Annotated in this window: 20 protein-coding genes; 14 read left to right on the forward strand and 6 right to left on the reverse strand. The window is 72.3% G+C overall.

Going from position 1 to position 23,688, the window contains the following annotated elements:
* Nucleotides 1–121: 121 nt before the first annotated feature.
* The 3 genes from WMF44_RS13030 to WMF44_RS13040 all read right to left on the reverse strand — a co-directional run bounded on the left by WMF44_RS13030 (nucleotide 122) and on the right by WMF44_RS13040 (nucleotide 3,763).
* Nucleotides 122–1,840: a carbamoyltransferase family protein gene (locus WMF44_RS13030; RefSeq protein WP_437299450.1), complete on the reverse strand. Its 1,719-nt coding sequence runs from the start codon at nucleotides 1,838–1,840 to the stop codon at nucleotides 122–124.
* Between the two features lie 172 nt (nucleotides 1,841–2,012).
* Complete coding sequence (locus WMF44_RS13035) at nucleotides 2,013–3,230, reverse strand: molybdopterin molybdotransferase MoeA (protein WP_437299451.1); 1,218 nt, start codon at nucleotides 3,228–3,230, stop codon at nucleotides 2,013–2,015.
* A complete protein-coding gene (locus WMF44_RS13040) occupies nucleotides 3,227–3,763 on the reverse strand; it encodes a MogA/MoaB family molybdenum cofactor biosynthesis protein (protein WP_437299452.1) in 537 nt (178 codons plus the stop codon). Before WMF44_RS13040 ends, WMF44_RS13035 begins: the two co-directional genes overlap by 4 nt.
* A 266-nt stretch (nucleotides 3,764–4,029) precedes the next feature.
* Between WMF44_RS13040 and WMF44_RS13045 the strand changes: the two genes are divergently transcribed.
* From WMF44_RS13045 to rodA, 8 genes are all read left to right on the forward strand, one after another.
* Complete coding sequence (locus WMF44_RS13045) at nucleotides 4,030–4,983, forward strand: prolipoprotein diacylglyceryl transferase (protein WP_437299453.1); 954 nt, start codon at nucleotides 4,030–4,032, stop codon at nucleotides 4,981–4,983.
* A 517-nt stretch (nucleotides 4,984–5,500) separates the two neighbouring features.
* The gene (locus WMF44_RS13050) at nucleotides 5,501–6,430 is read left to right on the forward strand and encodes an RNA recognition motif domain-containing protein (protein ID WP_437299454.1); all 930 of its coding nucleotides are present in this window, start codon (nucleotides 5,501–5,503) and stop codon (nucleotides 6,428–6,430) included.
* 194 nt (nucleotides 6,431–6,624) lie between these two features.
* Complete coding sequence (gene rpmG / locus WMF44_RS13055) at nucleotides 6,625–6,786, forward strand: 50S ribosomal protein L33 (RefSeq protein WP_012235039.1); 162 nt, start codon at nucleotides 6,625–6,627, stop codon at nucleotides 6,784–6,786.
* Between the two features lie 113 nt (nucleotides 6,787–6,899).
* Entirely contained in the window at nucleotides 6,900–7,934 is a 1,035-nt protein-coding gene (locus WMF44_RS13060) for a rod shape-determining protein (RefSeq protein WP_276598056.1), read from the forward strand.
* A gap of 149 nt (nucleotides 7,935–8,083) precedes the next feature.
* A complete protein-coding gene (gene mreC / locus WMF44_RS13065; RefSeq protein ID WP_012235041.1) occupies nucleotides 8,084–8,941 on the forward strand; it encodes a rod shape-determining protein MreC in 858 nt (285 codons plus the stop codon).
* 4 nt (nucleotides 8,942–8,945) lie between these two features.
* Nucleotides 8,946–9,470 carry a hypothetical protein gene (locus WMF44_RS13070; RefSeq protein ID WP_437299455.1) on the forward strand — a complete coding sequence of 175 codons (525 nt, stop codon included), beginning with the start codon at nucleotides 8,946–8,948 and terminating at the stop codon, nucleotides 9,468–9,470.
* Nucleotides 9,467–11,422, forward strand: a complete 1,956-nt coding sequence (gene mrdA, locus WMF44_RS13075) for a penicillin-binding protein 2 (RefSeq protein ID WP_437299456.1) — start codon at nucleotides 9,467–9,469, stop codon at nucleotides 11,420–11,422. The genes WMF44_RS13070 and mrdA overlap by 4 nt, the downstream gene beginning before the upstream one ends.
* The gene (gene rodA, locus WMF44_RS13080; protein ID WP_437299457.1) at nucleotides 11,419–12,555 is read left to right on the forward strand and encodes a rod shape-determining protein RodA; all 1,137 of its coding nucleotides are present in this window, start codon (nucleotides 11,419–11,421) and stop codon (nucleotides 12,553–12,555) included. Before mrdA ends, rodA begins: the two co-directional genes overlap by 4 nt.
* A gap of 36 nt (nucleotides 12,556–12,591) precedes the next feature.
* Here rodA and WMF44_RS13085 read toward each other — a convergent pair whose 3' ends face one another.
* From WMF44_RS13085 to WMF44_RS13095, 3 genes are all read right to left on the reverse strand, one after another.
* Nucleotides 12,592–13,902 (reverse strand): GTP-binding protein, encoded by a 1,311-nt coding sequence (locus WMF44_RS13085; protein WP_437299458.1) that lies wholly within the window; start codon nucleotides 13,900–13,902, stop codon nucleotides 12,592–12,594.
* 145 nt (nucleotides 13,903–14,047) lie between these two features.
* Nucleotides 14,048–14,749: a PA14 domain-containing protein gene (locus tag WMF44_RS13090; RefSeq protein WP_437299459.1), complete on the reverse strand. Its 702-nt coding sequence runs from the start codon at nucleotides 14,747–14,749 to the stop codon at nucleotides 14,048–14,050.
* Between the two features lie 87 nt (nucleotides 14,750–14,836).
* On the reverse strand, nucleotides 14,837–15,847 hold the full coding sequence (locus WMF44_RS13095; RefSeq protein WP_437299460.1) for a rhomboid family intramembrane serine protease: 1,011 nt from the start codon (nucleotides 15,845–15,847) through the stop codon (nucleotides 14,837–14,839).
* 355 nt (nucleotides 15,848–16,202) lie between these two features.
* Here WMF44_RS13095 and WMF44_RS13100 point away from each other — a divergent pair, with 355 nt between their 5' ends.
* The 6 genes from WMF44_RS13100 (at nucleotide 16,203) to WMF44_RS13125 (ending at nucleotide 23,579) form a co-directional block, all read left to right on the forward strand.
* Nucleotides 16,203–16,829 (forward strand): RNA polymerase sigma factor, encoded by a 627-nt coding sequence (locus tag WMF44_RS13100; RefSeq protein WP_437299461.1) that lies wholly within the window; start codon nucleotides 16,203–16,205, stop codon nucleotides 16,827–16,829.
* Nucleotides 16,826–17,680 carry a hypothetical protein gene (locus WMF44_RS13105; RefSeq protein WP_437299462.1) on the forward strand — a complete coding sequence of 285 codons (855 nt, stop codon included), beginning with the start codon at nucleotides 16,826–16,828 and terminating at the stop codon, nucleotides 17,678–17,680. Before WMF44_RS13100 ends, WMF44_RS13105 begins: the two co-directional genes overlap by 4 nt.
* Nucleotides 17,680–18,282 (forward strand): hypothetical protein, encoded by a 603-nt coding sequence (locus WMF44_RS13110; RefSeq protein WP_437299463.1) that lies wholly within the window; start codon nucleotides 17,680–17,682, stop codon nucleotides 18,280–18,282. The genes WMF44_RS13105 and WMF44_RS13110 overlap by 1 nt, the downstream gene beginning before the upstream one ends.
* Before the next feature lie 84 nt (nucleotides 18,283–18,366).
* A complete protein-coding gene (locus WMF44_RS13115; protein ID WP_437299464.1) occupies nucleotides 18,367–20,220 on the forward strand; it encodes a DnaJ domain-containing protein in 1,854 nt (617 codons plus the stop codon).
* Nucleotides 20,221–20,380: 160 nt separating this feature from the next.
* Complete coding sequence (dnaK, locus tag WMF44_RS13120; protein ID WP_272103249.1) at nucleotides 20,381–22,210, forward strand: molecular chaperone DnaK; 1,830 nt, start codon at nucleotides 20,381–20,383, stop codon at nucleotides 22,208–22,210.
* 34 nt (nucleotides 22,211–22,244) lie between these two features.
* Nucleotides 22,245–23,579 (forward strand): hypothetical protein, encoded by a 1,335-nt coding sequence (locus WMF44_RS13125; RefSeq protein ID WP_437299465.1) that lies wholly within the window; start codon nucleotides 22,245–22,247, stop codon nucleotides 23,577–23,579.
* Nucleotides 23,580–23,688: the final 109 nt, after the last annotated feature.

Consider the following 23,688-nt stretch of genomic DNA (forward strand, 5'->3'; position numbering starts at 1 on the left):
ACATGCCGGGGACGCCCATTTGCCGTCCCCTCGCTCCACGTCAACCACGAACTTTCGGCCGAGCCTCCCCGGCCGCTTCCGGCGGGCTTTTCGCGGCCTGCCAGGAGCGCGCGCGGTCTGCCTAGAGGGCCGGCGCGCGCTCGAGGTAGGCCCGCTCGAGGACGAGCACGTCCATCTTGGTCCGGAGGAAGCAGTCGAGCGCTTCCTTTGGGGTGCAGACGATCGGCTCGCTCGCGTTGAACGAGGTGTTCAGGAGGACGGGCGTGCCCGTCTGCCGGCCGAACTCGCTGAGGAGCGCGTGGTAGCGCGGGTTCTCCTGGGCGGTCACCGTCTGGAGGCGCCCCGTGCCGTCGACGTGCGTCACGGCGGGGATCTCGGCGCGGCGCTCGGGCTTGATCTTGTAGACCTTGACCATGAACGGGTCCGGCGAGGTCTGCTCGAAGTAGTCGCCGACGCGCTCGAGGGGCAGCGCCGGCGCGAAGGGGCGGAACATCTCGCGGCGCTTGATCCGCTCGTTCATCGCGTCCTTGATGTCCGGCCGCCGCGGGTCGCAGAGGATGCTGCGGTTGCCGAGCGCGCGCGGGCCGTACTCCATCCGCCCCTGGAACCAGCCGACCACCTTGCCCTCGCTGATCGCCCTGGCGACGCGGGGGATCAGGTCCTCGTCGGGGAGGGTCTCGAACGCGACCTGCTCCTTCCGGAGCAGCTCGTCGATGGTCTCCTGCGAGAAGGCCGGGCCGAAGTAGCTGTGCGTCTGGTGAAAGCCGCGCGGGTTGTCGAGCTTGTGGTGGTGGACGTAGAGCGCCGCGCCGAACGACGTGCCCGCGTCGCCGGCCGCGGGCTGGATGAAGACGTCGTCGAACAGCCCCTTCGGGCGGATCTTCCCGGCGGCCACGCTGTTGTAGGCGCAGCCGCCCGCGAGGGCGAGGCGCGGCGAGCCGGTGAGGTGCTTCGCCGTCGCGAGCAGCTCGAAGTAGACCTCCTCGAACGCCGCCTGCGTCGAGGCGGCGACCGCCATGAAGCGATCTTCCATCGGGCTCTTCGGGCTGCGGGCGGGGCCGAGCAGGTCGATCAGGCGCTCGGAGTGGATGGGGCCGTAGCGGGGCTCGCCCTCCCAGGTCATCGCGATGCCCTTCGTGTGGTGCTGGAAGTACTCCAGCGCGAGCTCGAACGCCCCGTCCTTGACGCGCACCACCTGCCGGAGCTTGTCGAGCAGATCCGGCTGGCCGTGCGCCGACAGCCCCATGACCTTGTACTCGTCGCCGAACTTGGGGAACCCGAGGTACTGCGTCAGGCCCGAGTAGAACAGCCCGAGCGAGTGGGGGAAGCCGACGTGCCGGAGGATCTCCAGCTTGTTGCCGCGGCCGCGCGCCCACATCGTGCTGACGAAGTCGCCGAAGGCGTCAATGGACAGGACCGCCGCCTCGTCGAAGCCCGAGGGGAAGAACGCGGAGGCGAGGTGCGCGCGGTGGTGCTCGACGTTGTGCGACGCGGCGCGGATGCGCTTCGGGTCGACGCCGAGCGCGGCGCCGAGGTGCACCTTCGGGTCGCTCGCGCCGAGCGAGCCCTTGAGGAGCCCCGCCGGTGAGCGCCGCGTCAGCGCGTAGAGGAGCTTGTCGCCGAGGTGCGCCCTCGTGTCGCGGCTGATCGCGATGTGATCGATGTCCTCGACCCGCGCGCCCGCGGCGCCGAGGCAGTACTCGACCGCCAGCCGCGGGAAGCCCGCGCAGTGCTTGATCCTGCTGAACCGCTCCTCCTCCGCCGCCGCGACGAGCTGGCCGTCGACGAGCAGGGCGGCCGACGCATCGCCGTGGTAGGCGTTGATCCCGAGGATGAGCATCGCTCCGCCATCTTCCGGCGCCCCCGCGCGAGGGTCAAGGTGAGCCCTCCGCCCGAGCGCTGTGTGATCGGGCGCGGGCTCGTGACGTAAATTCGCCGGCCGCGTGGCAATTCCGCGCGCTGGAGGCAATGCCGCGCGCCGTGGGGAGCGCGCGGCGTTGCGCGGCGCGCGGTCAGATCTCCGCGAGGCGGATGGCCTCGAGGCGATCACCCTCGTCGATGCGCTCCCGATCGGCGGGCACGAGGACGAGCGCGTCGGCCTCGGCGAAGCTCGTGACGGCGCCCGACGCCTGGTTCGCGGCGATGCGGGCGACGAGCTCGCCGCTCGAGGCGTCGAGGCGGGTGCGGAGGAACTCGGCGCGACCGGGCTGGCGCCTGAGCGCGCTGCCCGCGCGGACGATCACGCGGGGCGGCCGCGGCGCCGCGTCGCCCTGGAGCGCGCGGAGCAGCGGCACGCCGAAGAGGACGAACGTGAGCGAGGCCGAGGCCGGATTGCCTGGCAGCCCGAGCACGTGGACGACGCCGCACCGCGAGAGCTCGGCGCGCCCCACCGCGAGCGGCTTGCCCGGCTTGATGGCGACGCGCCAGAAATCGAGCGACACGCCGGCCGCCTCGAGCGCGGGGCGGACGATGTCGTGGTCGCCGACGCTCACGCCGCCGACGGTCACCACGAGATCGGACCCGCGCAGCGCCGTCGACACCGCCTCGGCGGCGCGCGCCGCGTCGTCGGGGACGAACGGCGCGATGCGGACCGCGGCGCCCGCAGCGCGCGCGGTCGCGGCGATGAAGTAGCTGTTCGACTCCGGGATCGTGCCCGCGGGGCCGGGCGAGCCGGGCGCGCGCAGCTCGTCGCCGGAGCACATCACCGTGACCACGGGGCGGCGCGCGACGAGGACGCTCGGGCGATCGAGCGCGGCCGCGAGCGCGACCTTCCCCGGGGTGAGCCGCGCTCCTCTGCGCAGAGGGACGGCGCCCTCCGCGAGGTCCGCGCCCCGGCGGCGCACCCAGGCGCCCGCCCGCGGCGCTTCCTGCAGGGTGATCTCGTCGCCGCTGCGCGCGGCGTCCTCCTGCGGCGCGATCGTGTCGGCGCCGGGCGGCAGCCGCGCGCCGGTGAAGATCCGACACGCCGTGCCCGGCTGGAGCGCCGGCAGCGGGCGGCCAGCGGCGCTCTCGCCGCGGACGGGCAGCCTGAAGGGCCCGCTGCCCGCGAGGTCGGCGGAGGCGATGGCGTAGCCGTCCATCGCGCTGTAGTCGAAGGCGGGCATCGCATCGGCGGCCGCGATGTCCTCGGCGAGCACGCGCCCAGCCGCGTCGTCGAGCGACACCCGCTCGGGGCCGACCGGGGCAGCGGTCGCGAGCAGCCGATCGAGCGCCTCTTCGAAGGGGATCATCCGCGCTGCTCCTCGCCCTGCGCGGGCTGCGGGTGCCGGTGGTGGTGGCCGCCCTTGCCGGACGCGAGCGTGACCGCGTGCGCGAGGACGGGGCCGATGATCTGCGTGACGGCGAGCTCCACCGCCTTCGGGCTGCCGGGCAGCGCGATCACCACGAGCCCTCGCGCGACGCCCGCCGCGGCGCGCGACAGGATGGCGTTCGGCCCGATCGCGTCCCAGCTCAGGCGCCGGAACGCCTCGCCGAAGCCGTCGAGCGTCTTCTCGAAGAGCGGCGCGAGCGCCTCGAGGGTCCTGTCGCGCGGGGCGATCCCGGTCCCGCCCGTGGTGACGACGGCGTCGGCCGAGCCTGCGTCCGCGATCTGAACGATCGCCGCTCGCAGCAGCTCGGGCTCCTCGCGGAGAACGGCGTGGGAGGTCACGGAGAAGCCGGCGCGCTTCAGGAGCTCGCCGAGGAGCTGTCCGCCCTCGTCATCGTCGAGGGTGCGGGTGTCACTGAGCGTCAGCGTGGCGACGCGCACGGGGGAGCGGCTCATGCGGCAGGTTTACGCCTGTCCCCCGCGGTTGGCGAACTCTTGACGACGCCGGCGCGGCGTCGCGGCGGACTTAGCGCGGGCGCGGTGGCCTCGCGGCGCGGCGGCGCGGCGCTCGACCGGGCGAAGGCGGCCTCGCTGCGTCCCCGGCGCCCCCGCCGCGCTCAGCGCGCCCCCGCCGCGCTGAGCGCGCCCCCGCCGCGGCCTTGTCGCTCCGACGTCATCGACGGCGGATGGCTTTCGCCTCGTCGCTGCGCTAGGGGAGCGACGTGTCAGGCCCTCTGATCCCTTACATCGAGCTCCCCGAGATCCCGCTCGCTTTCCTGGAGCACATCCCGCTCGTGGGGCAGCTCATCGATCCGGCGAAGCCGCCCTCGATCAAGCCGTTCGGCACGCTGGTGGCGCTCGGCGTCTACATCGGCGCCGTGGTCGCCACGCGGCACGCGCGCGAGCGGCGCCTCGACGAGAAGAAGATGAGCGAGTTCATCTTCTGGGTCGTGGCGGCCGGGTTCATCGGTGGGCACGTCCTCGACGCGATCTTCTATCACCCGCAGCGGGTCGCCCGAGATCCTCTCTACCTCTTCGCGCTCTGGGACGGCCTGTCGAGCTTCGGCGGCTTCACCGGCGCGCTGAGCGGCGCCTTCGCGTGGCGCTTCTATCGCCGCGAGCGGATCATGCCCTACTGCGAGGTCGTCAACAGCGCGTTTCCGCTCGCGTGGGTCTTCGGGCGCGCGGGCTGCGCGTCGGTCCACGATCATCCGGGCCGTATCTCCGACGCATGGTTCGCGGTCCAATACCCGCTCGGGACGGGACATGTCGGCCGGTTCGATCTGGGCCTATATGAGTGTGTGCTCGCGATCCCGCTCGCGATCGCGTTCGCGGTGCTCTGGCGCCGGAACCCCCATCGTCCGCTCGGTTTCTACACCGGGATCATGTGCACCGCGTACGCTCCGGTGCGGTTCGCGCTCGATTTCCTGCGCGAGCGGGAGGGCACGGTCGTCGGCGGCGATCCGCGTTATGCCGGTCTCACGCCCGCGCAGTGGGCATGCTTCGGTCTGTTCGCGGTGGGGCTCTATTTCCTGCGCATGGCGGCGCGCGGCGAGCCGTCGAGCGCCGGGGCGAGCCCGCTGGACGGCGCTTCGCGCGTCGCGGACGACGATCCGTCCGACGAGGACGATGAGGCCGAGGCGCCTCGGGCCTCCCGCGCCCGGGCCGAGAGGTGATCCCGCACCTGGGCGCCTTGGACCGGTCGTTTCGGGTTTCGGGCAGATCCACGCCGCGCGATGCGCTCATTCGCCGGGCGGCGCTGGGCCGCTCGGCCCTCCCGAGCGCCGGGTTTCCCGAGCGCCGGCCTGGCGAAACCCGCCTGTGACGGAGCGCGCGCTGCTGGGTCCCTGGTCGCCTGGACCGGCGCTCGCCTGAGGGACGAAGGCGCGGCGGGGTGCGGCCGGGTGCGGCCTGGTCACGGACGGCTCCTTCCGGGCCTTCATTTGGCTCGCCCGCCCGTGGCGGGTCCCTTGACGCGCCAGGGGCGCCAGATATCGTGGGGTGGAGTTTGCACCAGAGGGTCGGCCCGCCGACCTTCGCTCGATTGAGCTCGGTCGCTCCTTCCGCCGACGGAGGGGCGGGAGGGGCGATCGAGAGGCGCGCTCGCGAAAGGCTCCGCGTCATCGACATCGATCACGGAGCGAGTGGACCAAATAAGAGGGAACGCAGGGGCCAACCCCAGGTTTTTCTACAATGGCTGAAGATTCGCGTAAGTTGTTCGTGGCGGGCTTGCCCGACTCCATCACCGAAGACGTTTTGCGGCAGCTCTTCGAGGCCACCGGCGGCAACGTCGTCGAGGTCAGTCTTCCGAAAGATCGCGCGACGGGTCGTCCGCGCGGGTTCGGCTTCGTCACACTCTCGACGACCGGCGAAGCCAACGCCGCGCGCGAGTCGCTCGACGGTTCATTTCAGGGCGGCAAGTCCATCTCGGTCCGCCCCTTCCAGGCCGAGCCGCCGCGGCGCGAGGGGCGCCCGATGGGCCCCGGCGGTGGCCCCGGCGGCGGGCCAGGTGGCCCTGGCGGCGGTGGCGGTATGGGCGGCGGCGGGCCGGCTGCAGCGCCCGATCGCACCCTCTACGTCGGCAATCTCCCCTACGACGCGAGCGTCGAGGAAGTCGAGGGGCTCATCGGCTCGACCGGCGCCGGTCCGGTGGTGCGGGTCCACCTCCCCATGGATCCTGACGGTCGCAAGCGCGGGTTCGGCTTCGTGACGATGGCGAGCGCCGAGGCGGCGCGCGCCGCGATCGATGCCCTGCGCGGCGTGGACGTGCGCGGTCGGCGGCTCGTCGTCAACCTCGCTCACCCGAAGGGTGAGCGGCCGGCGCGCGAGGACCGTCCGGGCGGCTTCGGCGGCGGTGGCGGCGGCTTCGGCGGTGGTGGCGGCGGCTTCGTCGGCGGCGGCGGCGGTGGCTTCGGCGGCGGCGGCGGCTTCGGCAGTGGTGGTGGCGGCGGCGGAGCTCCTCCGCCGCCTGCGCGCAAGACCTTCGATGATCGCCGGCGGCGCGGCGGTCACGACGGGGACGGTCCTCCCGGCGGCGGTGGTGGCGCCGGTGGTGGTGGCCGGCGCAGCAACAACAAGAACTGGGATCGCGGCCGCGGCGGTGATGACTGGGACGACGAATGAGCGCTCCCGGTTGACAACTGCATCGTTTCTCGTAGGGTAGCGCCCTCCAGACGGGCGGTCGGGCGTCGCTGATCCGGCACACGTCCTCTGGTGCCCCCCGCCGGTTGCGGTGCTAGCGCTCCCGTGCTGCCCGTGCCTGGGTTCAACCAGGGCCGCCTGTGGAAACAGGTCGGCCCTGTCTTCGGAGACCTCCGATGCGCGACATCATCAAGCTGACGTGCGGCAACTGCGGCCGCGCGAACTACCACACGACGAAGAACAAGCGGACGATGACGGACAAGTTCGTCATCAAGAAGTTCTGCCCGACCGAGCGCAAGCACACCGAGCACAAAGAAGGCAAGATCTCGAAGGGCTAGGCCACGCTGCACCGCTGGCCGCTGCCGCAGGGCCCGCGCAAGCGGGCGCCTGGTCGGGCTGCTGCGTCCTCCGCGGTGCTCGGCTTAACCTTTTTCCTTTCTAGGGCGAAGCGATGATCTTCGACTGGCTCTACGGCCTGTTCTCGAACGATCTCGCGATCGATCTCGGCACCGCAACCACCCTCATCTACGTGAAGGGCAAGGGGATCGTGTCCTGCGAGCCCTCGGTGGTCGCCGTCCAGCGCGATGCTCGCGGCGGCAAGAAGGTGCTCGCCGTCGGCCGCGAGGCGAAGGAGATGCTCGGTCGCACCCCCGGCAACATCCAGGCGGTGCGACCGCTGCGCGACGGCGTCATCGCCGACTTCGAGATCACCGAGGCGATGCTCCGGTACTTCATCGCGCGCGCACACAACCGCCGCACGCTCGTCAAGCCGCGCATCATCATCTGCGTCCCGTTCGGCATCACCGAGGTCGAGAAGCGGGCGGTGAAGGAGAGCGCCGAGGGCGCCGGCGCGCGCGAGGTCTACCTCATCGAAGAGCCCATGGCGGCCGCGATCGGCGCCGGGCTGCCGATCACCGAGCCGAGCGGCAACATGGTCGTCGACATCGGCGGCGGCACGACCGAGGTCGCCGTGATCTCCCTCGCCGGCATCGTCTACTCGCAGAGCGTGCGCGTCGGCGGCGACAAGATGGACGAGTCGATCATGGCCTATATGAAGCGCAAGTACAACATGGCCATCGGCGAGCAGACCGCGGAGCGCATCAAGATCACGATCGGCAACGCGTACCCGCTCGAGCAGCAGCTCACGATGGAGGTCAAGGGGCGCGACATGGTCGCGGGCATCCCCAAGACGGTCGTCGTCAACTCCGACGAGATCCGCGACTCGCTGAGCGAGCCGACGAACGCCATCGTGGACGCCGTGCTCATCGCGCTGGAGCGCACGCCGCCCGAGCTGGCGGCCGACATCGTCGACAAGGGCATCGTGCTCACCGGCGGCGGCTCGCTCCTCAAGAACCTCGACGTGCTCCTCCGCGAGGAGACGGGGTTGCCCGTGATGGTGTGCGACGACCCGATCAGCGCCGTGGTGCTCGGCAGCGGCAAGGCGCTGGATCACCTCGAGCTCTTGAAAGAGGTCACGATCAGCTGAGGGTCGTCTTCGTGTCCCGCCCGTGAGCACGCCGGCGGGGGTGTTTGCGGCGCGCGGCGAGCCGCCCCGCGCCGGGGTGGGCGCCGCGCGCGGCGTCGAGAGGGGTGGCCTCGCGGGGCGCCTCGTACTACCTGGGTCCGGGAGCCACGGTGAACCTCAAACGCTACCGCGACTTCGTGATCGTGCTGTTGGCGCTCGCGGTGCCGTTCTGGTTCCTGCGCGCCAGCATGCGCGACCCCAAGCAGAACACGGGGGCCGATCGGATCATCATCAGCATCGCGGCGCCGATCCAGTACGCGGCCGCGACGCTGGCGCGCGGGCTCTCGAACCTCTGGGGCGACTACATCTACCTGGTCGACGTCAAGGAAGACAACGCCAGGCAGGCCTCGCAGATCGCCCGCCTCCGGGAGCGGGTGCGGAAGCTCGAGGCGCTCGAGGAAGAGAACCGCCGCCTGCGCAGGCTGCTCGACCTGCGCCAGAGCCTCCGGACCGACGTGGTGAGCGCCCAGGTCGTCGGCAAGAGCACCAACGATTTCTTCCGGGTGGTCCGCGTCACGCTCGATCGCGAGGCGCGGGACATCGGCTCCAACTTGCCGGTCCTCTCCGCGGACGGCGTCGTCGGCACCACGCTGAAGAGCGCCGGCGACACGGTCGACGTGCGGCTCGTCGTCGACGGGGGCAGCGGCGTCGACGTGGTGGTCGAGCGCACCGGCGCGCGCGGCTTCGTCCGCGGCACGGGCGACGAGAGCAAGTACTCCTGCAGCGTCGAGTACGTGCAGCGCACCGACGAGATCGAGGTCGGCGATCTGCTCGTGACGAGCGGCGTCGGCCGGCGCTTCCCGAAGGGGATCCCGGTCGGGACCGTGACGCAGGTCGTCCGCCGCGACTTCGGCATCTACCAGCAGGTGTACGTCGCGCCGGCGGTCGATTTCTCCCGGCTGGAGGAGGTGCTCATCGTGACGACGACACCCCCGGAGGAGACGCCCCCCCAGGCGCAGCGGAGGTGACGCGATGAGAAACTCCGCGTTCCTGGCGATGGGGGCCGCCCTGCTGATCCTTCAGTCGAACCTGTTCCGGCTCATCGGCAAGCTGAACATCCCGGGCTCCACGCCGAGCCTGCTCCTGCCGCTCGTCGTGTTCATGGGGGTGCACGAGTACTCGATCGCGCGGGGCGCCGCGCTCGCGTTCCTGCTCGGGTACCTGCTCGATCTCTTCACCGGCGCGCCGGTCGGCCTGTTCACCTTCATCACCGTCGCGACCTTCGTCGTCTCGCGGGCGGCCGGCGTGCGGCTCGCCGCGCAGACGCTCCTCACGAAGATCGCGCTGGCCTTCGTCTTCGGCCTCGTCGAGGGGGTGCTCATCGTGATCCTCACCGCCATCTTCGGGGGCGACGCCGCGCGCACCCGCGCGCTCGCCCGGCTCGTCGCGCCGCACGCGGTCTCGACGGCGCTGTTCGCGCCGTTCGTCTTCCGGATGGCCGAGCGCGTGCACCAGGCGACGATCAACGTCCCGCGGCCAGGGGAGAGCCCGCGGTGAGCCTGCTCGTCCAGCGCTCCGACGTGAGCGAGTTCCGCCGGCGCTTCCGGTGGATCGCGCTCGGCATGGTCGTCGGATTCATGGTGCTCCTCGGGCGCCTGTTCTACCTGCAGATCCTCGAGGTCGACGAGAACCAGGCCATCGCTCGCGAGAACATCGTTCGGCGCGTGACGCTCGCGACCACGCGCGGGATCATCCGGGACAAGAACGGCAAGGTGCTCGCGGCGAGCCGGCCATCGTACAACGTCTACGTCGTCCCGCGGCGCCTCGACATGGAGACGATCTGGCCGAAGCTCGTCGAGTACCTCGGCATCGGGATCGAGGAGCGCGCGCGGCTGGAGGCGCTGATCACCTCGATCCGCGCCGACGAGGGACCGCGCAAGAACCAGCAGATCCTGCTCAAGGAGGACATCTCGCGCGACGCCGTGGCGACGCTGGCGACGCACGACGCCGAGCTGCCGGGGGTCGACGTGGTGCCCGTCCCGGTGCGCTACTACCCGTACGAGGAGGTCGGCTCGCACGTCCTCGGCTACATGGCCGAGGTGGACGCCGAGCGGCTCGCGTCGCTCCGCAGCGTCGGGTACATCGAGGGCGATCGCATCGGCGTCACCGGCATCGAGCGCGCCTGGGAGAGCTACCTGCGCGGCACGCGCGGCTGGGAGAAGGTGCTCGTCGACGCCAAGGGGCGGCGCAGGACGGGCGGCGACGGGATCATCGAGGAGCCGCGGCGGGTGGACCCGATCCCCGGCCGCGATCTCCGGCTGACCCTCGACGCCGACATCCAGAAGGCGATCGACAAGGCGATGCGCGGCGAGCTCGCCGGCGGCGTCGCGGTCATCGACGTGCGCACCGGGCGGATCCTCGGGCTGTACTCGAAGCCCGGCTACAACCCGAACGCGCTCTCCGGCGGCTCGGGGAAGCAGGTCATCCGCGACGCGTTCCGGCGACTTTACTCGGATCCGCTGAAGCCCGCGCTCGACAAGACGCTGTCCGGTGCGTACCCGCCCGGCTCGACGTTCAAGCCGTTCACCGCGCTGGCGGCGCTCGAGAAGGGGCTCATCGATCCCCGCCAGTCCTCGCGGTGCCGGGGCGCGCTGACGTTCGGCAAGCGCACCTTCCGGTGCACGCACGTGCACGGGCCGGTCGCGATGCAGCAGGCGATCGCCGAGTCGTGCAACGTCTACTTCTACCGGCTCGCGGCGGAGTACGGCGTCGGCATGGACGTCATCGCGGAGATGGGCCAGCGCTACGGGCTCGGCGCGCGGACGGGGCTCGGCATCAACGCCGAGGCGGGGGGCAGGATGCCCACCCGGGCGTGGATGACGCTCCGGAACAAGGGCCAGTTCCGCCTCGGGTTCGGCCTGAACGCGGCGATCGGCCAGGGCGCGACGACGGTCTCGGTGCTCCAGCTCGCGCTCGCGTACGCGGCGCTCGCGAACGGCGGCACGCTGTACCAGCCGCAGATCGTGCGGGCCGTCGAGACGAGCGCCGGCACGGTCGTCCAGGAGTTCACGCCGCGCGTGCGCCGCCAGATCGACATCCGGCCGGAGAACCTCTCCCTCGTGCACCGGGCGATGGTCGCCGGCGTGAACGAGGAGGGCGGCACGGCGTTCAAGGCGCGCGTCGCGGGCGTGGAGATGGCGGGCAAGACGGGGACGGCGCAGGTCTCGCACCGGCTCACCCGCGGCGTCGAGGCCGAGCGGGTCTGGTACTTCAACCGCGAGCACGCCTGGTTCGCCGGCTACGCGCCGGCGCGCTCGCCCGAGGTCGCCGTGGTCGTGCTCGTCGAGCACGGCGGCACGGGCGGCAAGCACGCGGCGCCGGTCGCCTTCGAGGTCGTCCGCGCGTACCAGGAGCTCGCGAAGGAGCGCCGCGGCGGCCCGAACGAGGGGCCGCGCGCTGGCAAGAGCAGCGCGGGCCGCGCGCCCGCCGCGTCGGGGCGCACGCCATGATCCGGGGTGACTCTCTCTCTTCGCGCGATCGCGATCATTTCGACTGGCCGCTCTTCATCGCCGCGGTGGCCATCGCGGTGCTCGGCGTCGTCAACCTCTACAGCGCGACGAGCGTCTACTCCGGCGCGCGCGCGGAGCTCTACATCAGCCAGGTGTACTGGCTGTTCATGGGCGGCATCATCGGCGGCGTGCTGATCGCGCTCGACTACCGGCACCTCGAGCGCCTCGGCTACGTGCTCTACACGTTCGGCGTCTTCTCGCTGGCGCTCGTCTTCGTGCTCGCGCGCGACGTGCGCGGCTCCGCCCGGTGGATCGAGTTCGGCGCGTTCCGGTTCCAGCCCAGCGAGTTCATGAAGGTGTTCCTGGTCATCGCGCTGGCGAAGTTCCTGCACGACGATCCGCGCAACGAGGGCCGCACCCTCCGCGATCTCGCGATCCCGGCGGCGCTGACGGCGGTCCCCGCGCTCCTCGTGCTCAAGCAGCCCGATCTGGGGACGGCGACCATCCTCGTGTTCGTCTTCCTGACGATCGCGGCGGTCACGCGCGTGCGGTGGAGGAGCGCGGCGCTGTTCGTCGTGTCCATCGCGGTGGCGATCCCGATCATCTGGGAGTACGTGCTGCTCGACTACCAGCGCGCGCGCGTGCTCGTGTTCCTCCACCCCGAGGAGGATCTCCTGCACCGCGGCTGGCACGCCCACCACTCGCGCGTCGCGATCGGCAACGGCGGTCTGTTCGGCAGCGGGTACCTGCGGGGCACCCAGAACCAGTTCCTCTTCCTGCCGGATCAGTTCACGGACTTCCCGTTCCCTGTCTTCGCCGAGGAGTGGGGGTTCGTCGGGTGCATCGTCCTCGTGTGCCTCTATGCGTTCCTCGTCGTGTGGGGGATCCGCATCGCGTCGATGGCGAAGGATCGCTTCGGCGCGGTGCTCGGCGTCGGCTGCGCGGCGATCATCTTCTGGCACGCGGTCATCAACCTCGGCATGACGTCGGGCGTGCTGCCCGTCGTCGGCGTCACGCTGCCCCTGTTCTCGTACGGCGGATCGAGCGTGACCACGGTGATGGTGGCGATCGCGCTCCTCATGAGCGTGTCGATGCGCCGCTACTCCGGCGTCGCCTCGCTCGATCGGCTCTGACGGCGCGGCGGGCGCGCGCCCGCCGCGTGGCTCGCGTCAAATCGCGCTCTCTGCGAGCCGCGCCTCGATGACGAACGCGAGGGCCTTGAGCGCGTCGCGCTCGGTGATCTCGCCGCCGGCGCGCGCTCTGCGGACCACGGCGCGAAAGCCGAGGTAGCGGCGCCCGTCCAGGCCGAGCAGCGCCGGCACCGTCGCTGGATCGCGCGCCGCGCCGCTCGAGCCCGCGAGCTCCGCCGCTTTGTCGAAGATCCCCGCGACGAGCGCGTCGCAGCGCTCGAGCGCGACGGCATACCGCTCCGCGGCGATCGTCGCCTCGATCTCTGCGATCGCCTCCCGCTCGGCGGTCGGCCAGAGCGCGACGAACGAGAGGCCCGGCTGGGCGAGGTGCCTCGTCCCCGCAGACGGGCCGTCCGCGCGCGCGGTCGCCGGGGCGTCCGCCGGCGCGGCCAGCCTCCGGGCGGCGAGCCGCAGCGACGAAGGGAGCCCGCGGCTCACCGGATCCCTGACGCCGGCGCTGCGCGGCGCGAGCTCACCGCCAGGTGACGTGGTCGCGCCGGGCGCGGCGGCGCCCTCGCTCGGATCGCCGATCGTCGCGATCGTCGAGTCCGGCGGCATCGTCGACCACGGCTTGCTGGGCGGCGCGAGCCGCGAGATCACCGCGTCGAGCGGCGCCGACGGCGGCGGCGACGCGTCGCGCAGGGCGGTGGCGAGCCCGCCCTCGATCGCGTCGAACCCGCCCAGCCCGCTCCCCATCGCGTCGGGCAGGCGGCTCTCGAAGGCGCGCAGGACCGCGGCGCTGATCTCCTCGAGCCCCTCGTAGAGCCCAAGCCCCGTCTTCGCCGACGTGGCCAGCGAGAAGACGCGGGACGGGTTCAACATCGCGTCGAGCTCCGAGAGCGGCAGCAAACCGGGCAAATCGCGCTTGTTGTGCTGGAAGATGTGCGGGACGTGCTCCAGCGCCCGCCCCTGCTCGGCGAGGTTCTCGCGCAGGTTCTCCATGCTCTCCATGTTGGCGTCGGCGCGAACGGCCTGTGAATCGCTGACGAACACGATGCCGTCGGCGCCCGTGAGCACCAGCTTCCGGGTCGCGTTGAAGTAGACCTGCCCTGGCACCGTGAAGAGCTGGAGCCTCACGTTCATCCCGCGCAGCTGCGGGAGCCGGACCGGCAAGAAGTCGAAGTAGAGCGTTCGATCGACCGGCGTCGCGAGGGAGACGAGCTTGCCGCGGTACTCGGGCTTCGCCGTGGCGTGCAAGTACTCCAGCGTGGTCGTCTTGCCGCCCAGGCCGGGCCCGTAATAGACGATCTTGAAGACGAGCTCGCGCGACAGTGGGTTCACCGACGCCATGGGCGGCGGCGACGATACACGAAAAGGCGAACGAGAGCGCCGGGACGTGCGCGGGCGCATGAAAGCCAGCCGCGCGCGCGCGCGCCACCCCCGTCCCGTGCCCGCCAGGGCGGGGCACGGGAGGCGCGGCCGGCGCGGCGCGCCGTCAGCGGAGGCCGACGAGCGGCTCGAATTTGTCCTTCTGGCCGATCTGGAGCATGAGCGCGACCTGGCCCCGCTGCGCCTGGAAGTAATCGAGCCGCAGCCGGTGCGTCCCCTCCGTGAGGCGGGCCTCGCCGTCCACGGTCTTCGCGCTGTGGACGCCGTCGTTCGCGACCACGCGCTTGTCGTCGATGTAGAGGACCGCGCCGTCGTCCGAGGTGAGCCTGAGCTGGAACACGCCTTCCTGGGGCGCCTTGAACTCGCCCTCGAACCGGATCGCGAACCACTCGTTCTGCGCGAGCGCGCCCGGGAAGCCGCCGGAGAAGTCCTGCGACTTCACCTCGAACTTGTCCGTGAACAGCACCGCGAACGGCACGAGCCCGTCGAAGGTCGGGAGCTTCTGGGTGTTCTCGGGGATCACGTACGCGAGCCCCCGGAAGGCGCCGCCCTCCCCGTTGCCGAACGCGTTCGGGGCGGCGATGCGCGGCGCGTTGTTCGTGGGCAGGCGCCACTTCGGGGTCCTGCGCCGCTCGGGCTCCGGGTCGGGCTTGGCCGGCTTGCGCGACCGGGAGGCCTTCTTGGCGGGCGGCGGGGGCGGCGGCGAGGCCTCTGCCGGCGTGTTGCCGCTCTGGATGGTGACATGGCAGCCGCTGAGGAGAGACGCGGCAAGCACGCACGAGGCGATGTGCGACGAGGTTCGGACCATGACGTCTCCTGAGAGGGAACGGACGGATTGGCCCGCCCCCACGTGAATGCGAGGATGGCGCTTAGACGTTCGAGCCGTGCGCCGCAATCAGCGTCGCGTCGCGTCAGGAGCCCCCGGCACGAGCGAGCCCGCCGGTCGAGGGCCGAGCGCCGCGAGCGCGTCCTCGGGACGCCCCTTGGCTTGGCCGTGCAGCTCGGGCCCGGGCGCCTCCTGCCGCGCGTTTCCGTCGAGCGACTCCACGGCGCGCCAGACCGGCGAGCGCTGGGCGAGCGCGAGCGCCGCGAGGCAGGCGAGCACGCTGGCGAGCGCGCCGGCGTTCATCACGCCCTCGTACCGGCCGCGCGAGGGGCCCGCGTAGCTCAGCCCGAGCAGCGCGCCGCTCACGAGGCCCCCGATGTGCGCGGCGTTGTTGATGCGGACGCCCGTGCTCGACGCGTTCACGACGAAGCCGAAGAGGACGATGTAGAACACGGCCTGGAGCGCGAGGTCCTTCCACCGCGGGTCGCGGCGGCGGAGCAGCCAGCCGAGCAGGAGGCCTATCACGCCGAACACGGCGCCGCTCGCGCCCGCGGTGCACACGACCTCGGGCTGCACGAAGACGTTCCACGCGGCGCTCGCGCCGAAGCCGAACAGGCCCGTGAGCACGTACGCGATCGCGAACCGCGCCGAGCCGACGGCGGGCTCGGCGGCGCGGGCGAGCATGCCGAGCGTCACCATGTTCATGCCGAAGTGGAGGACGCCCATGTGGACGAAGACCGCGGAGAGCAGCCGGAACGGCTCGAAGGGCACGCCGGGCGCGAGGAGGAGCGCGCCGAAGCGGAGGTAGCTCGACGTGTCCCACGCCGAGAGGAGGCCGAGATCGCGGGAGTGCGCGGCCATCAGCTGGCCGACGAACACGAACGCCGTGAGCCCGCCCAGGATCTTGGTCGCGAGCAGGCTTCGCCCGTCGATGCGTCCTCGGGTGGGCGCGGCGTGGGCGACAGGCGCGAGGAGCGGCGCGCCGCAGCGGATGCAGCGGCTGAAGTCGCCGCCGTTGAGGGCGCCGCAGCGCGCGCAGTGCAGCGCGCGCCTCCGTTCGCCGGACGGCCCCGCCGTCACAGAGCGGCCCCGAAGCGCTGCCCGGCGCCGGGGTGTGGGGGGGACCTGAACGCTGTATCGAGGGTCACCTGGGCTCCTTTCACGCCGGACGCTCGGCGTGGAGTCCGGCACAATGTGGCGGCTCCTGGCCGTAAGGTCCACGGGTTTGGGCCGTTGTCGAGGGGTGAATGCCGTGGCCCTCCCGCGGTCGGTTCCGCCTGCCGCTGGCGAGCCGCCGCGCGCCCTCCTCGCGGGGGGCGCGCGGCGTCTCGCCGGCGGCGCGCAGGCGCTCCTTCCCCGCGGGGCGCGCCGGCCCGAGAGGGGCGCGAGGCGGACACCGGTGCGCTCCGTTCTGCGTCCGGGTATCGTCGCCGCTGTGACGGCGGTGGCAGCAGCGAGGCCCGATCTCGAGGCGGAGCGCCTGCTGTGCGACCGCGCGGCGCAGGGCGATCGCCTCGCGCTCGGGCAGCTGCTCCGCAAGCACGGGCCAGCGCTGTACCGCGCGGTGCTGTTGCCCCGCCTCGGCTCCGACGCGGCCGCGCAGGACGCTCTGGCCGAGACGTACGCGCGCGTGATCGAGCGGTTCTATCAGTTCCAGTGGCAGAGCTGCGGCATCTATCCCTGGCTCCGCGTCATCGCGCTGCGCATCGCGCTCGACATGCTCCGCGCGCGCCGCCGCGAGGCGCTCTTCGAGCCCGAGGATCTCCAGCGCGAGATCGACGCCGCGGAGACCGACCTCACCGCGCGCGGAGAGGCCGAGCTCTGCGAGAAGCGCGATCTCGCCGACGCGCGGGCGCGCGTCGAGGACGCGCTCGGGCGCCTCAACCCCCGTTACGCCGAGGCGATCCGGCTGCGGGTGCTCGACGAGCGGCCCCGCGACGAGGTGGCCCTCGCGCTCGGGGTCAGCGTGGCGACGTTCGATGTCGTCCTGCACCGCGCCATGACCGCGCTGAAGAAGGCGCTCGCCGCGCCCCGCGCGGAGCGCAAGGAAGGAGCGCGATGAAGCCGCGGCCGCCCTCGGATCCGCGCTCGCCGCCGACCGGCGACGGGCCCCTTCAGCGCCGCGCCGGCGCGGATCGCGGCCGGCGCCTCGCGCTCGTCGTGCCCGGCGCGGAGCCCGTCGCGCCTGCGTCCGACGACGAGCTGGGCGCGGCGCGCGCGCTCGCGGAGGCGCTCGAGCGCGGCGAGGTCCCGCTCGCGGACGCGCTCAGGGCGGCGGCCCGCCCGGCCGGGCTCGACAGGGCGGACCACGAGGCGCTGCTCGCGCGCGCGCTCGGCGACGAGGGCGCGCCGCCGACCAAGGCCGAGCTGCGCGCCGCCGAGCGCCTGCGGGAGGCGCTGGGGCCCCGCGCCGCTTCCGGCGGCGGGCCGGGGCGGGGTGGCGGCTCCGGCGGCGAGGGGGCGCTCGGCTCGCCTGACGCGCGCGACGAGCTCGCGGAGCTCGCTGTCGCGCTCCGGGCCGCGTGGCGTCCGGCGGCGCTCCCGGAGCTCCCGGGGCGCGCGCTCATCGACCAGGCCCTCCGCGCCGCGCCCGCGCGCGGCCCCCGGCGCATCGCGCCGGTGACGATGGCGGCGCTCTCGACCCTCGCCGCGGCCGCGGCGGCCGTGGCGCTGATCGTCGGCCAGCTCAGGGAGGAGCGCGCCTCCGTCGCGCGCGCGCCCGCGGCCGCTGCTCCTGCCGCGGCGCTCGCCGCGCGGCCCCTGTTGATCGAGGCGCGCTCGACGGCCGCGCTCTTCGATCCGGCCGCGCCCTTTCCGCGGGAGGGCGGTCAGACGGAGCGGATCGATCGCATCGCCGCCGCGCGCGCGTCCGATCTGCGCCAGAACCGCTACGCGGCGTGGGGGGTGCGCTGATGCGGGGCCCGCGCCTCGTCGCCGTCTGCCTGGGGCTCTTCGCGGCGGCGCACCTCGGGTGCGCCCCGGGCGACGAGCGGGCGCGCGCCGCCGGGGGCCCGGGCGATCCGGCGTGCGCGTGCGCCCCGGCCCAGGTCGTCGATCCCACGCTCCTCGCCTTCCTCTCGAGGGCGCGCGCGGCGCACCATGCCGCCGACGTCGCGCTCGGCGCGGGCGATCGCGCCGCTGCGCTCCGCGCCCTGGAGGGGATCATCGCCGCGCCGAGGCCGCCGGGGGCCCCGCCGGAGGTCGCCGAGGTGACGGCGGACACGTACGCCCGGCTGGCGGAGCTCCGGAGCGAGGCCGGCGAGTTCGACGCCGCGGCGCGCGACATCGACGCGGGCCTCCGGCTGGCGCCGGCGCCTTCTCATTATCAGGGCCACCTCTACGAGGTCGCGGGCGTTGTCGAGGAGCGCCGCGCGAAGGCGCTCGAAGCGAAGGGGGATCGCGAGGCGGCGACGCAGGCCCGCGCGCGGGCGGTCGGGCTGCTGGAGCGGGCGATCTCGATCCAGGACCGGGTGATCACCGAGGCCCTGACGGGCCCCGGGGAAAAGCCGCGCTGAAGGGCGCGCTCGCCGTGGTCTGCAATTGCGACGGGCGCGCGTTCGTCGCTAGACTCGAGCGGGAGGGGGCCGCCGCTCGACCCGATGACGTTCCGTGTTCCAAGGCCGAAGCCCGGGTACGATCTCAAGTCGCTCCCGCTGAAACCCGCGGAGGCGTTCCTCCTGTCCCGCATCGACGGCGTCCTGACGGATCGGGATCTGTCCTTGATCACGGGCATGTCGCACGGCGATACCGTCGAGGCGCTGCGCCGCTTGCGCGACCTCGGCGCGATCCTCCTGGACGGGGAGCCCTCCGGACAGCCTCCGCCGCGGGACGCCGCGCGGCGCGCGGCCGCGGTGGATCCGGAGAAGACGATGCCGTCCGGGTCCGAGGCCGCCCCGCTCGGTCGGGACGCGCTGCAGCAGGTGGAGTCCCTGCCGCTCTACGATCCCGCCGAGCTCGACGAGCCGGTCGAGCTCGCCTCCGACCGGAAGCGGCGGATCCTCGACCTCTACTACCGCCTCGAGGATCTCAGCTATTACGCGCTGCTCGGCGTCGCGGATCAGGCGGACAAGAAGCAGATCAAGAGCGCCTACTACCAGCTCGCGCCGGAGTTCCACCCGGACACCTACTTCCGGAAGCAGCTCGGCTCCTACAAGCCGAAGATCGAGGCCATCTTCACGCGCATCACGCTGGCGCACGACACGCTGACGTCGAAGCAGCGGCGCGCCGAGTACGACGCGTACCTCGAGCAGACCCACAAGAACCGGACGATGGCGGCGCTGATCGAGCAGACGCCGCGCGACATCGCCACGATAACGACCGCCGTCGACGCCACGGTGCGCGCCGCGTTCGCCGATCCGCGCGACATGGGCGCGTCGCCCGGGCGTTATTCCTCCGAGCGCGCGCCCGCAGAGCAGGGCGCGCCCGCTGTGTCCTCCGGCGCCGCCGCGCCGGTTCAGCCGTCGCCGGCGCAGCCGCCCGCAGGAGGACGCTCGCCCGACAACGGAGGCGCGCCGGCGCGGAGCGCAGCGCCGGCCTCGCCTGTCGCGCCTGCCCCCACCGCCAAGGACCGGCGTGAGACGTTCGCGCGCAAGCTCACCGGAGGCTTGCGGCGCGCTCCGCCAGGGGCGCCCTCTGCATCGACGGCCGCTGCGTCCGGGGCGGCTGCAACGCCGGCCGCGGTGACCGCTGCGCCTCGGACGGCCACCCCGCCGGTCGCGGTGACCGCTGCGCCTCGGGCGGCCACCCCGCCGGCCGTGGCGACCGCTGCGCCTGGAGCGGCCGTCGCGCCAGCTGCGGCGGCAGGCGCCCCTGCGGCGCCGCCGAAGACCCCTTCCGGCGTGCGTTCGCCGGAGTCGATACGGGCGGTCGAGGCGCTCAAGGCGCGTTACGAGAACGCCCGCAACGAGGCGCTCCGGAGCCAGATCGCGCGGTACTCCGACGTGGCTCGGGCCGCGCTCGAGCGGAGCGAGTTCGCGAGCGCGGCCAACGCGTACCGGATCGCCGCGTCGCTGGCTCCGGAGGACGCCGAGCTCCAGAGCGCGTCGGCCGAGGTGGAGCGCCTCGCGGCGGTGGCGCTGGCGGACGGGTACCTCAAGCAGGCCGAGTACGAGGCACAGAACGGCCGCTGGGTCGAGGCGGCGCTGAGCTACGTGAAGGTGTGCAACGGCCGCCCGGACGACGCCGGTGCGCACGAGCGGGTCGCGCACGCGACGCTCCTGGCCGGGGAGAGCTCGCGGCGGGCGGTGGAGTTTGCGCGGCGAGCGGTGGAGCTCGTGCCAACCTCCGTGGAGTACCGGATCACGCTCGCGCTGTCGTACGCGGCCGCGGGGCTCGCGAAGAGCGCGGCCGGCGAGCTCGATCGCGCCGCCGAGCTCGCAGGGAACGATGGTAGGCTGCGCGGTCTCGTCGCGCAGGCGCGCGAGCAGGCCAAACAGCAGGGGAAGCAAGTCTAGCGCCGGCCCTTACAGAAGGCGCGCCGGCCTCGGGCAGGCCCGGGGCGGCGCCTTCCGCATGGCCGGCGCACGATTGGCCCGCTCGGCTCCGCGAAACGGTCTAGCATCGTGGCCTCAGCGGCCGTTCGGGCCGAAGATCACAAGAGGAGCAGCGGCATCGATGGAGCGTGTCATCGGCATTGACCTTGGCACCACGAACTCGTGCGTTGCCATCGTCGAGGAGGGCGTCCCGACCGTCATCCCGAATCGCGGTGGGTACAAGACGACGCCGTCCATGGTCGCGATCACCGAGGCCGGGAAGCGGCTCTGCGGGCACATCGCGAAGCGGCAGGCGATCACCAACGCCGAGAACACGGTCTACGCCGCGAAGCGGCTGATCGGCCGGAAGTGGTCGTCCCCGCAGGTGAAGAACGCGATCCTGACCGCCTCGTACAAGATCGTCGAGGGGCCGCACGGCGACGTCCGCATCCAGCTGCGCGACAAGACGTACTCGGTCCCCGAGATCAGCGCGATGGTCCTCCAGGAGATGAAGCTGTTCGCCGAGGACTACCTCAACGAGCCGGTCTCCAAGGCGGTCATCACGGTCCCCGCCTACTTCAACGACAACCAGCGGCAGGCGACGAAGGACGCGGGCCAGATCGCGGGGCTCGACGTCATCCGCATCGTCAACGAGCCGACGGCGGCGGCGCTCGCGTACGGGTTCGGCAAGAACGTCGAGAAGACGATCGCCGTCTTCGACCTCGGCGGCGGCACGTTCGACATCTCCGTGCTCGAGATCGGCGCGGGCGGGGTCTTCAAGGTCATCGCCACGGCGGGGGACACGTTCCTCGGCGGCGAGGACTTCGACGCGCGCGTCATCGACTGGCTGGTGCAGGGCTTCAAGGAGCAGCACGACGTCGATCTGCGGCAGGACCGGATGGCGCTCCAGCGGCTCAAGGACGCGGCCGAGAAGGCGAAGTGCGAGCTGTCCAGCGTCCTGGAGACCGAGATCAACCTGCCTTTCATCATCTCGAGCGCGCGGAACGAGGCGCTGCACCTCCAGCGGACGCTCTCGCGGGCCACGCTGCAGGAGCTGTGCGAGGACCTGGTCGAGCGGTGCATCGAGATCTGCAGCCAGACGCTCGAGGACGCGCGGCTCGACCGCGACGAGATCGAGGACGTCGTGCTCGTCGGCGGCATGACGCGCATGCCGAGGGTGCAGGAGGCCGTCCGCGACTTCTTCGAGCGCGAGCCCTGCAAGGGGGTGCACCCCGACGAGGTGGTCGCGCTCGGCGCGGCGGTGCAGGGCGCCGCGCTCGTGGACGAGACGAAGCAGATGATCCTGCTCGACGTCACGCCGCACGCGCTCGGCATCATGACGTTCGGGTCGAACTTCGAGGAGCTCATCCCGCAGAACACCACGGTGCCCACGAGCCGGTCGAAGATCTTCACGACGAGCCGCGACAACCAGACCGCCGTGAAGATCCTGGTCATGCAAGGCGAGCACCAGAAGGCGACGGACAACGAGCTGCTCGGCGAGTTCATCCTCACCGGCCTGCGCCGCGCGCCGAAGGGGCAGGTCGAGATCGAGGTCACGTTCGAGATCAACAGCGACGGCATCGTCTCGGTGAGCGCGAAGGATCTGGAGACGGGCCAGCAGCAGTCGATCCAGGTCACCGCGTCGAGCGGCCTCACGAAGGAGGAGGTCGGCGAGATGATGGAGGCGGCGAAGGAGTACCTCGTCGATCGCCGCGCGAGCGACCAGTTCGAGGGCGTCCGGCAGGAGGCCGAGAAGCTCATCGCCGAGATCGAGCGGATGTTCCCGCAGGTCGAGCAGATCGTGGCGTCCAGCGACTTCGGCCGCGACGCCATCGGCAAGGCGCGCGGGATCGTGGATCGCTCGCGTCAGGCCATCGGCCGGCGCGACGCCGCCGCGGTCAAGGAGCAGATGGAGGCGCTCTCGCGCACCCACCGGATGTTCAAGGGCGTCGTAGCCAGGCCACAGGGGTGATGGGTGGCCGCGATGAGGGAAGACGATGCGGTCGGTGCCGCCTGACTCCAAGACCCTGGACTCCTCCTGGGGGCTCGACGAGGTGGACGAGCTCGAGGACACCCAACCGGTCGCCTCGGAGGAGCTCCTCGCGCTCGCTGCGCTCGCCCGCGAGGAGAAGGGCTCACCCCGCATGGAAACCCCGCCCGCCGGCACGCCTCTGCAGCCGGACGGCGAGGGCAAGATCACGCTCCCGCCGCCGATCCCCGTCAGCGACTACGTGGCAAAGATGATGACCCGCCGCTCTCACTCGAGCTCCGAGATCACCGCCCAGCGGCAGCGCCCTCCGGAGGCCTTTCCGCCGGAGGGGTATCCGCCCGCCCCGCCGCCGCGCAGGACGATCCCCTGGGAGCCGCCGCCCGGCTCCTCGTTCTCGGCCAAACACGGCTCTCTCGGCCGAGAGGCGGCGAGGCTCGGCCTGGAGTGCGACGAGCCCGGGGTCCCGTCGCGGCCCGGCGGGCGGATGGGGTTCGGATCGCTCGACCCCGAGCGCGACTTCGGGTCGGAGCTCGACGACGATCTCCTGCGCGAGCCGGGCCCGTCGTACCCGCGCAGCTTTGGCGAGATCGACGTCTTCGGTGGTCCGCCGGTCGATGCGCGGGACGTCCACCTCCCCCCGGCGGCGAAGGGGCGCGCCCCTCGTCCGGACGACGGCGGGCCGCTGGGCATCGATTTCCGCCTCGATCTCGGGTTCGAGGAGCCGGGCCCTCCGGTGGACGAGCCGCCGATCACGCCGCCGCCCGGCACGCTCCGTTACGGCCTGATCGTGGAGGACGACGAGCCCGCGTTCCGTGGCGGGACGGGGGCGCTCGCCGGTTCGACCTCGTACAGGGTCTCGGGCGAGGCGCAGGGCGCGGCGCGCGCTCCGCGCCGCTCCGAGACCGAGCGCGCGCCCGCGGCTGTCGCGAAGGTCGACAAGGGGGTTCATTCACGCGCGACCGAGCCCCAGCTGAGCGCCCAGGGGCCGCGGGAGCAGATGCAGCACCGCTTCGATCAGGGCGATTTCGGCGGCGCCCTCATCCTCGCGGAGGGCCTGCTCGAGGAGAACCCGAAGGACTGGATGGCGCGGCAGTACGCGGACAGCTGCGTCGAGGCGCTCCGGCAGATGTACCAGTCGCGCCTCGGAGACGGCTCGCGGGTGCTGCGGCTCGCGGTGTCGCCGGATCAGCTCCGCTCGCTGAACCTCGATCACCGCGCGGGCTTCCTGCTCTCGTGCATCGACGGCTACAGCTCGATCGACGAGATCCTCGACGTGTCGGGCATGCAGTCGCTCGAGGCCTTGCGGCTCCTGTACGAGCTCGTGCAGGAGGGGATCGTCTGCAGCGTCTAGGCGCCGGCCTCCCCTGACGTCGCGGCGTCGCCTCATCGCTCCGAGCGGACCGCCGCGACCGCCGCGTCCCCAGACCCGCCTTTCCGCGATGCCGCAACCTCGCTAGGTT

Source organism: Sorangium sp. So ce426 (genome assembly GCF_051475585.1).
GTDB classification, from domain to species: Bacteria; Myxococcota_A; Polyangia; order Polyangiales; family Polyangiaceae; genus Sorangium; species Sorangium cellulosum_B.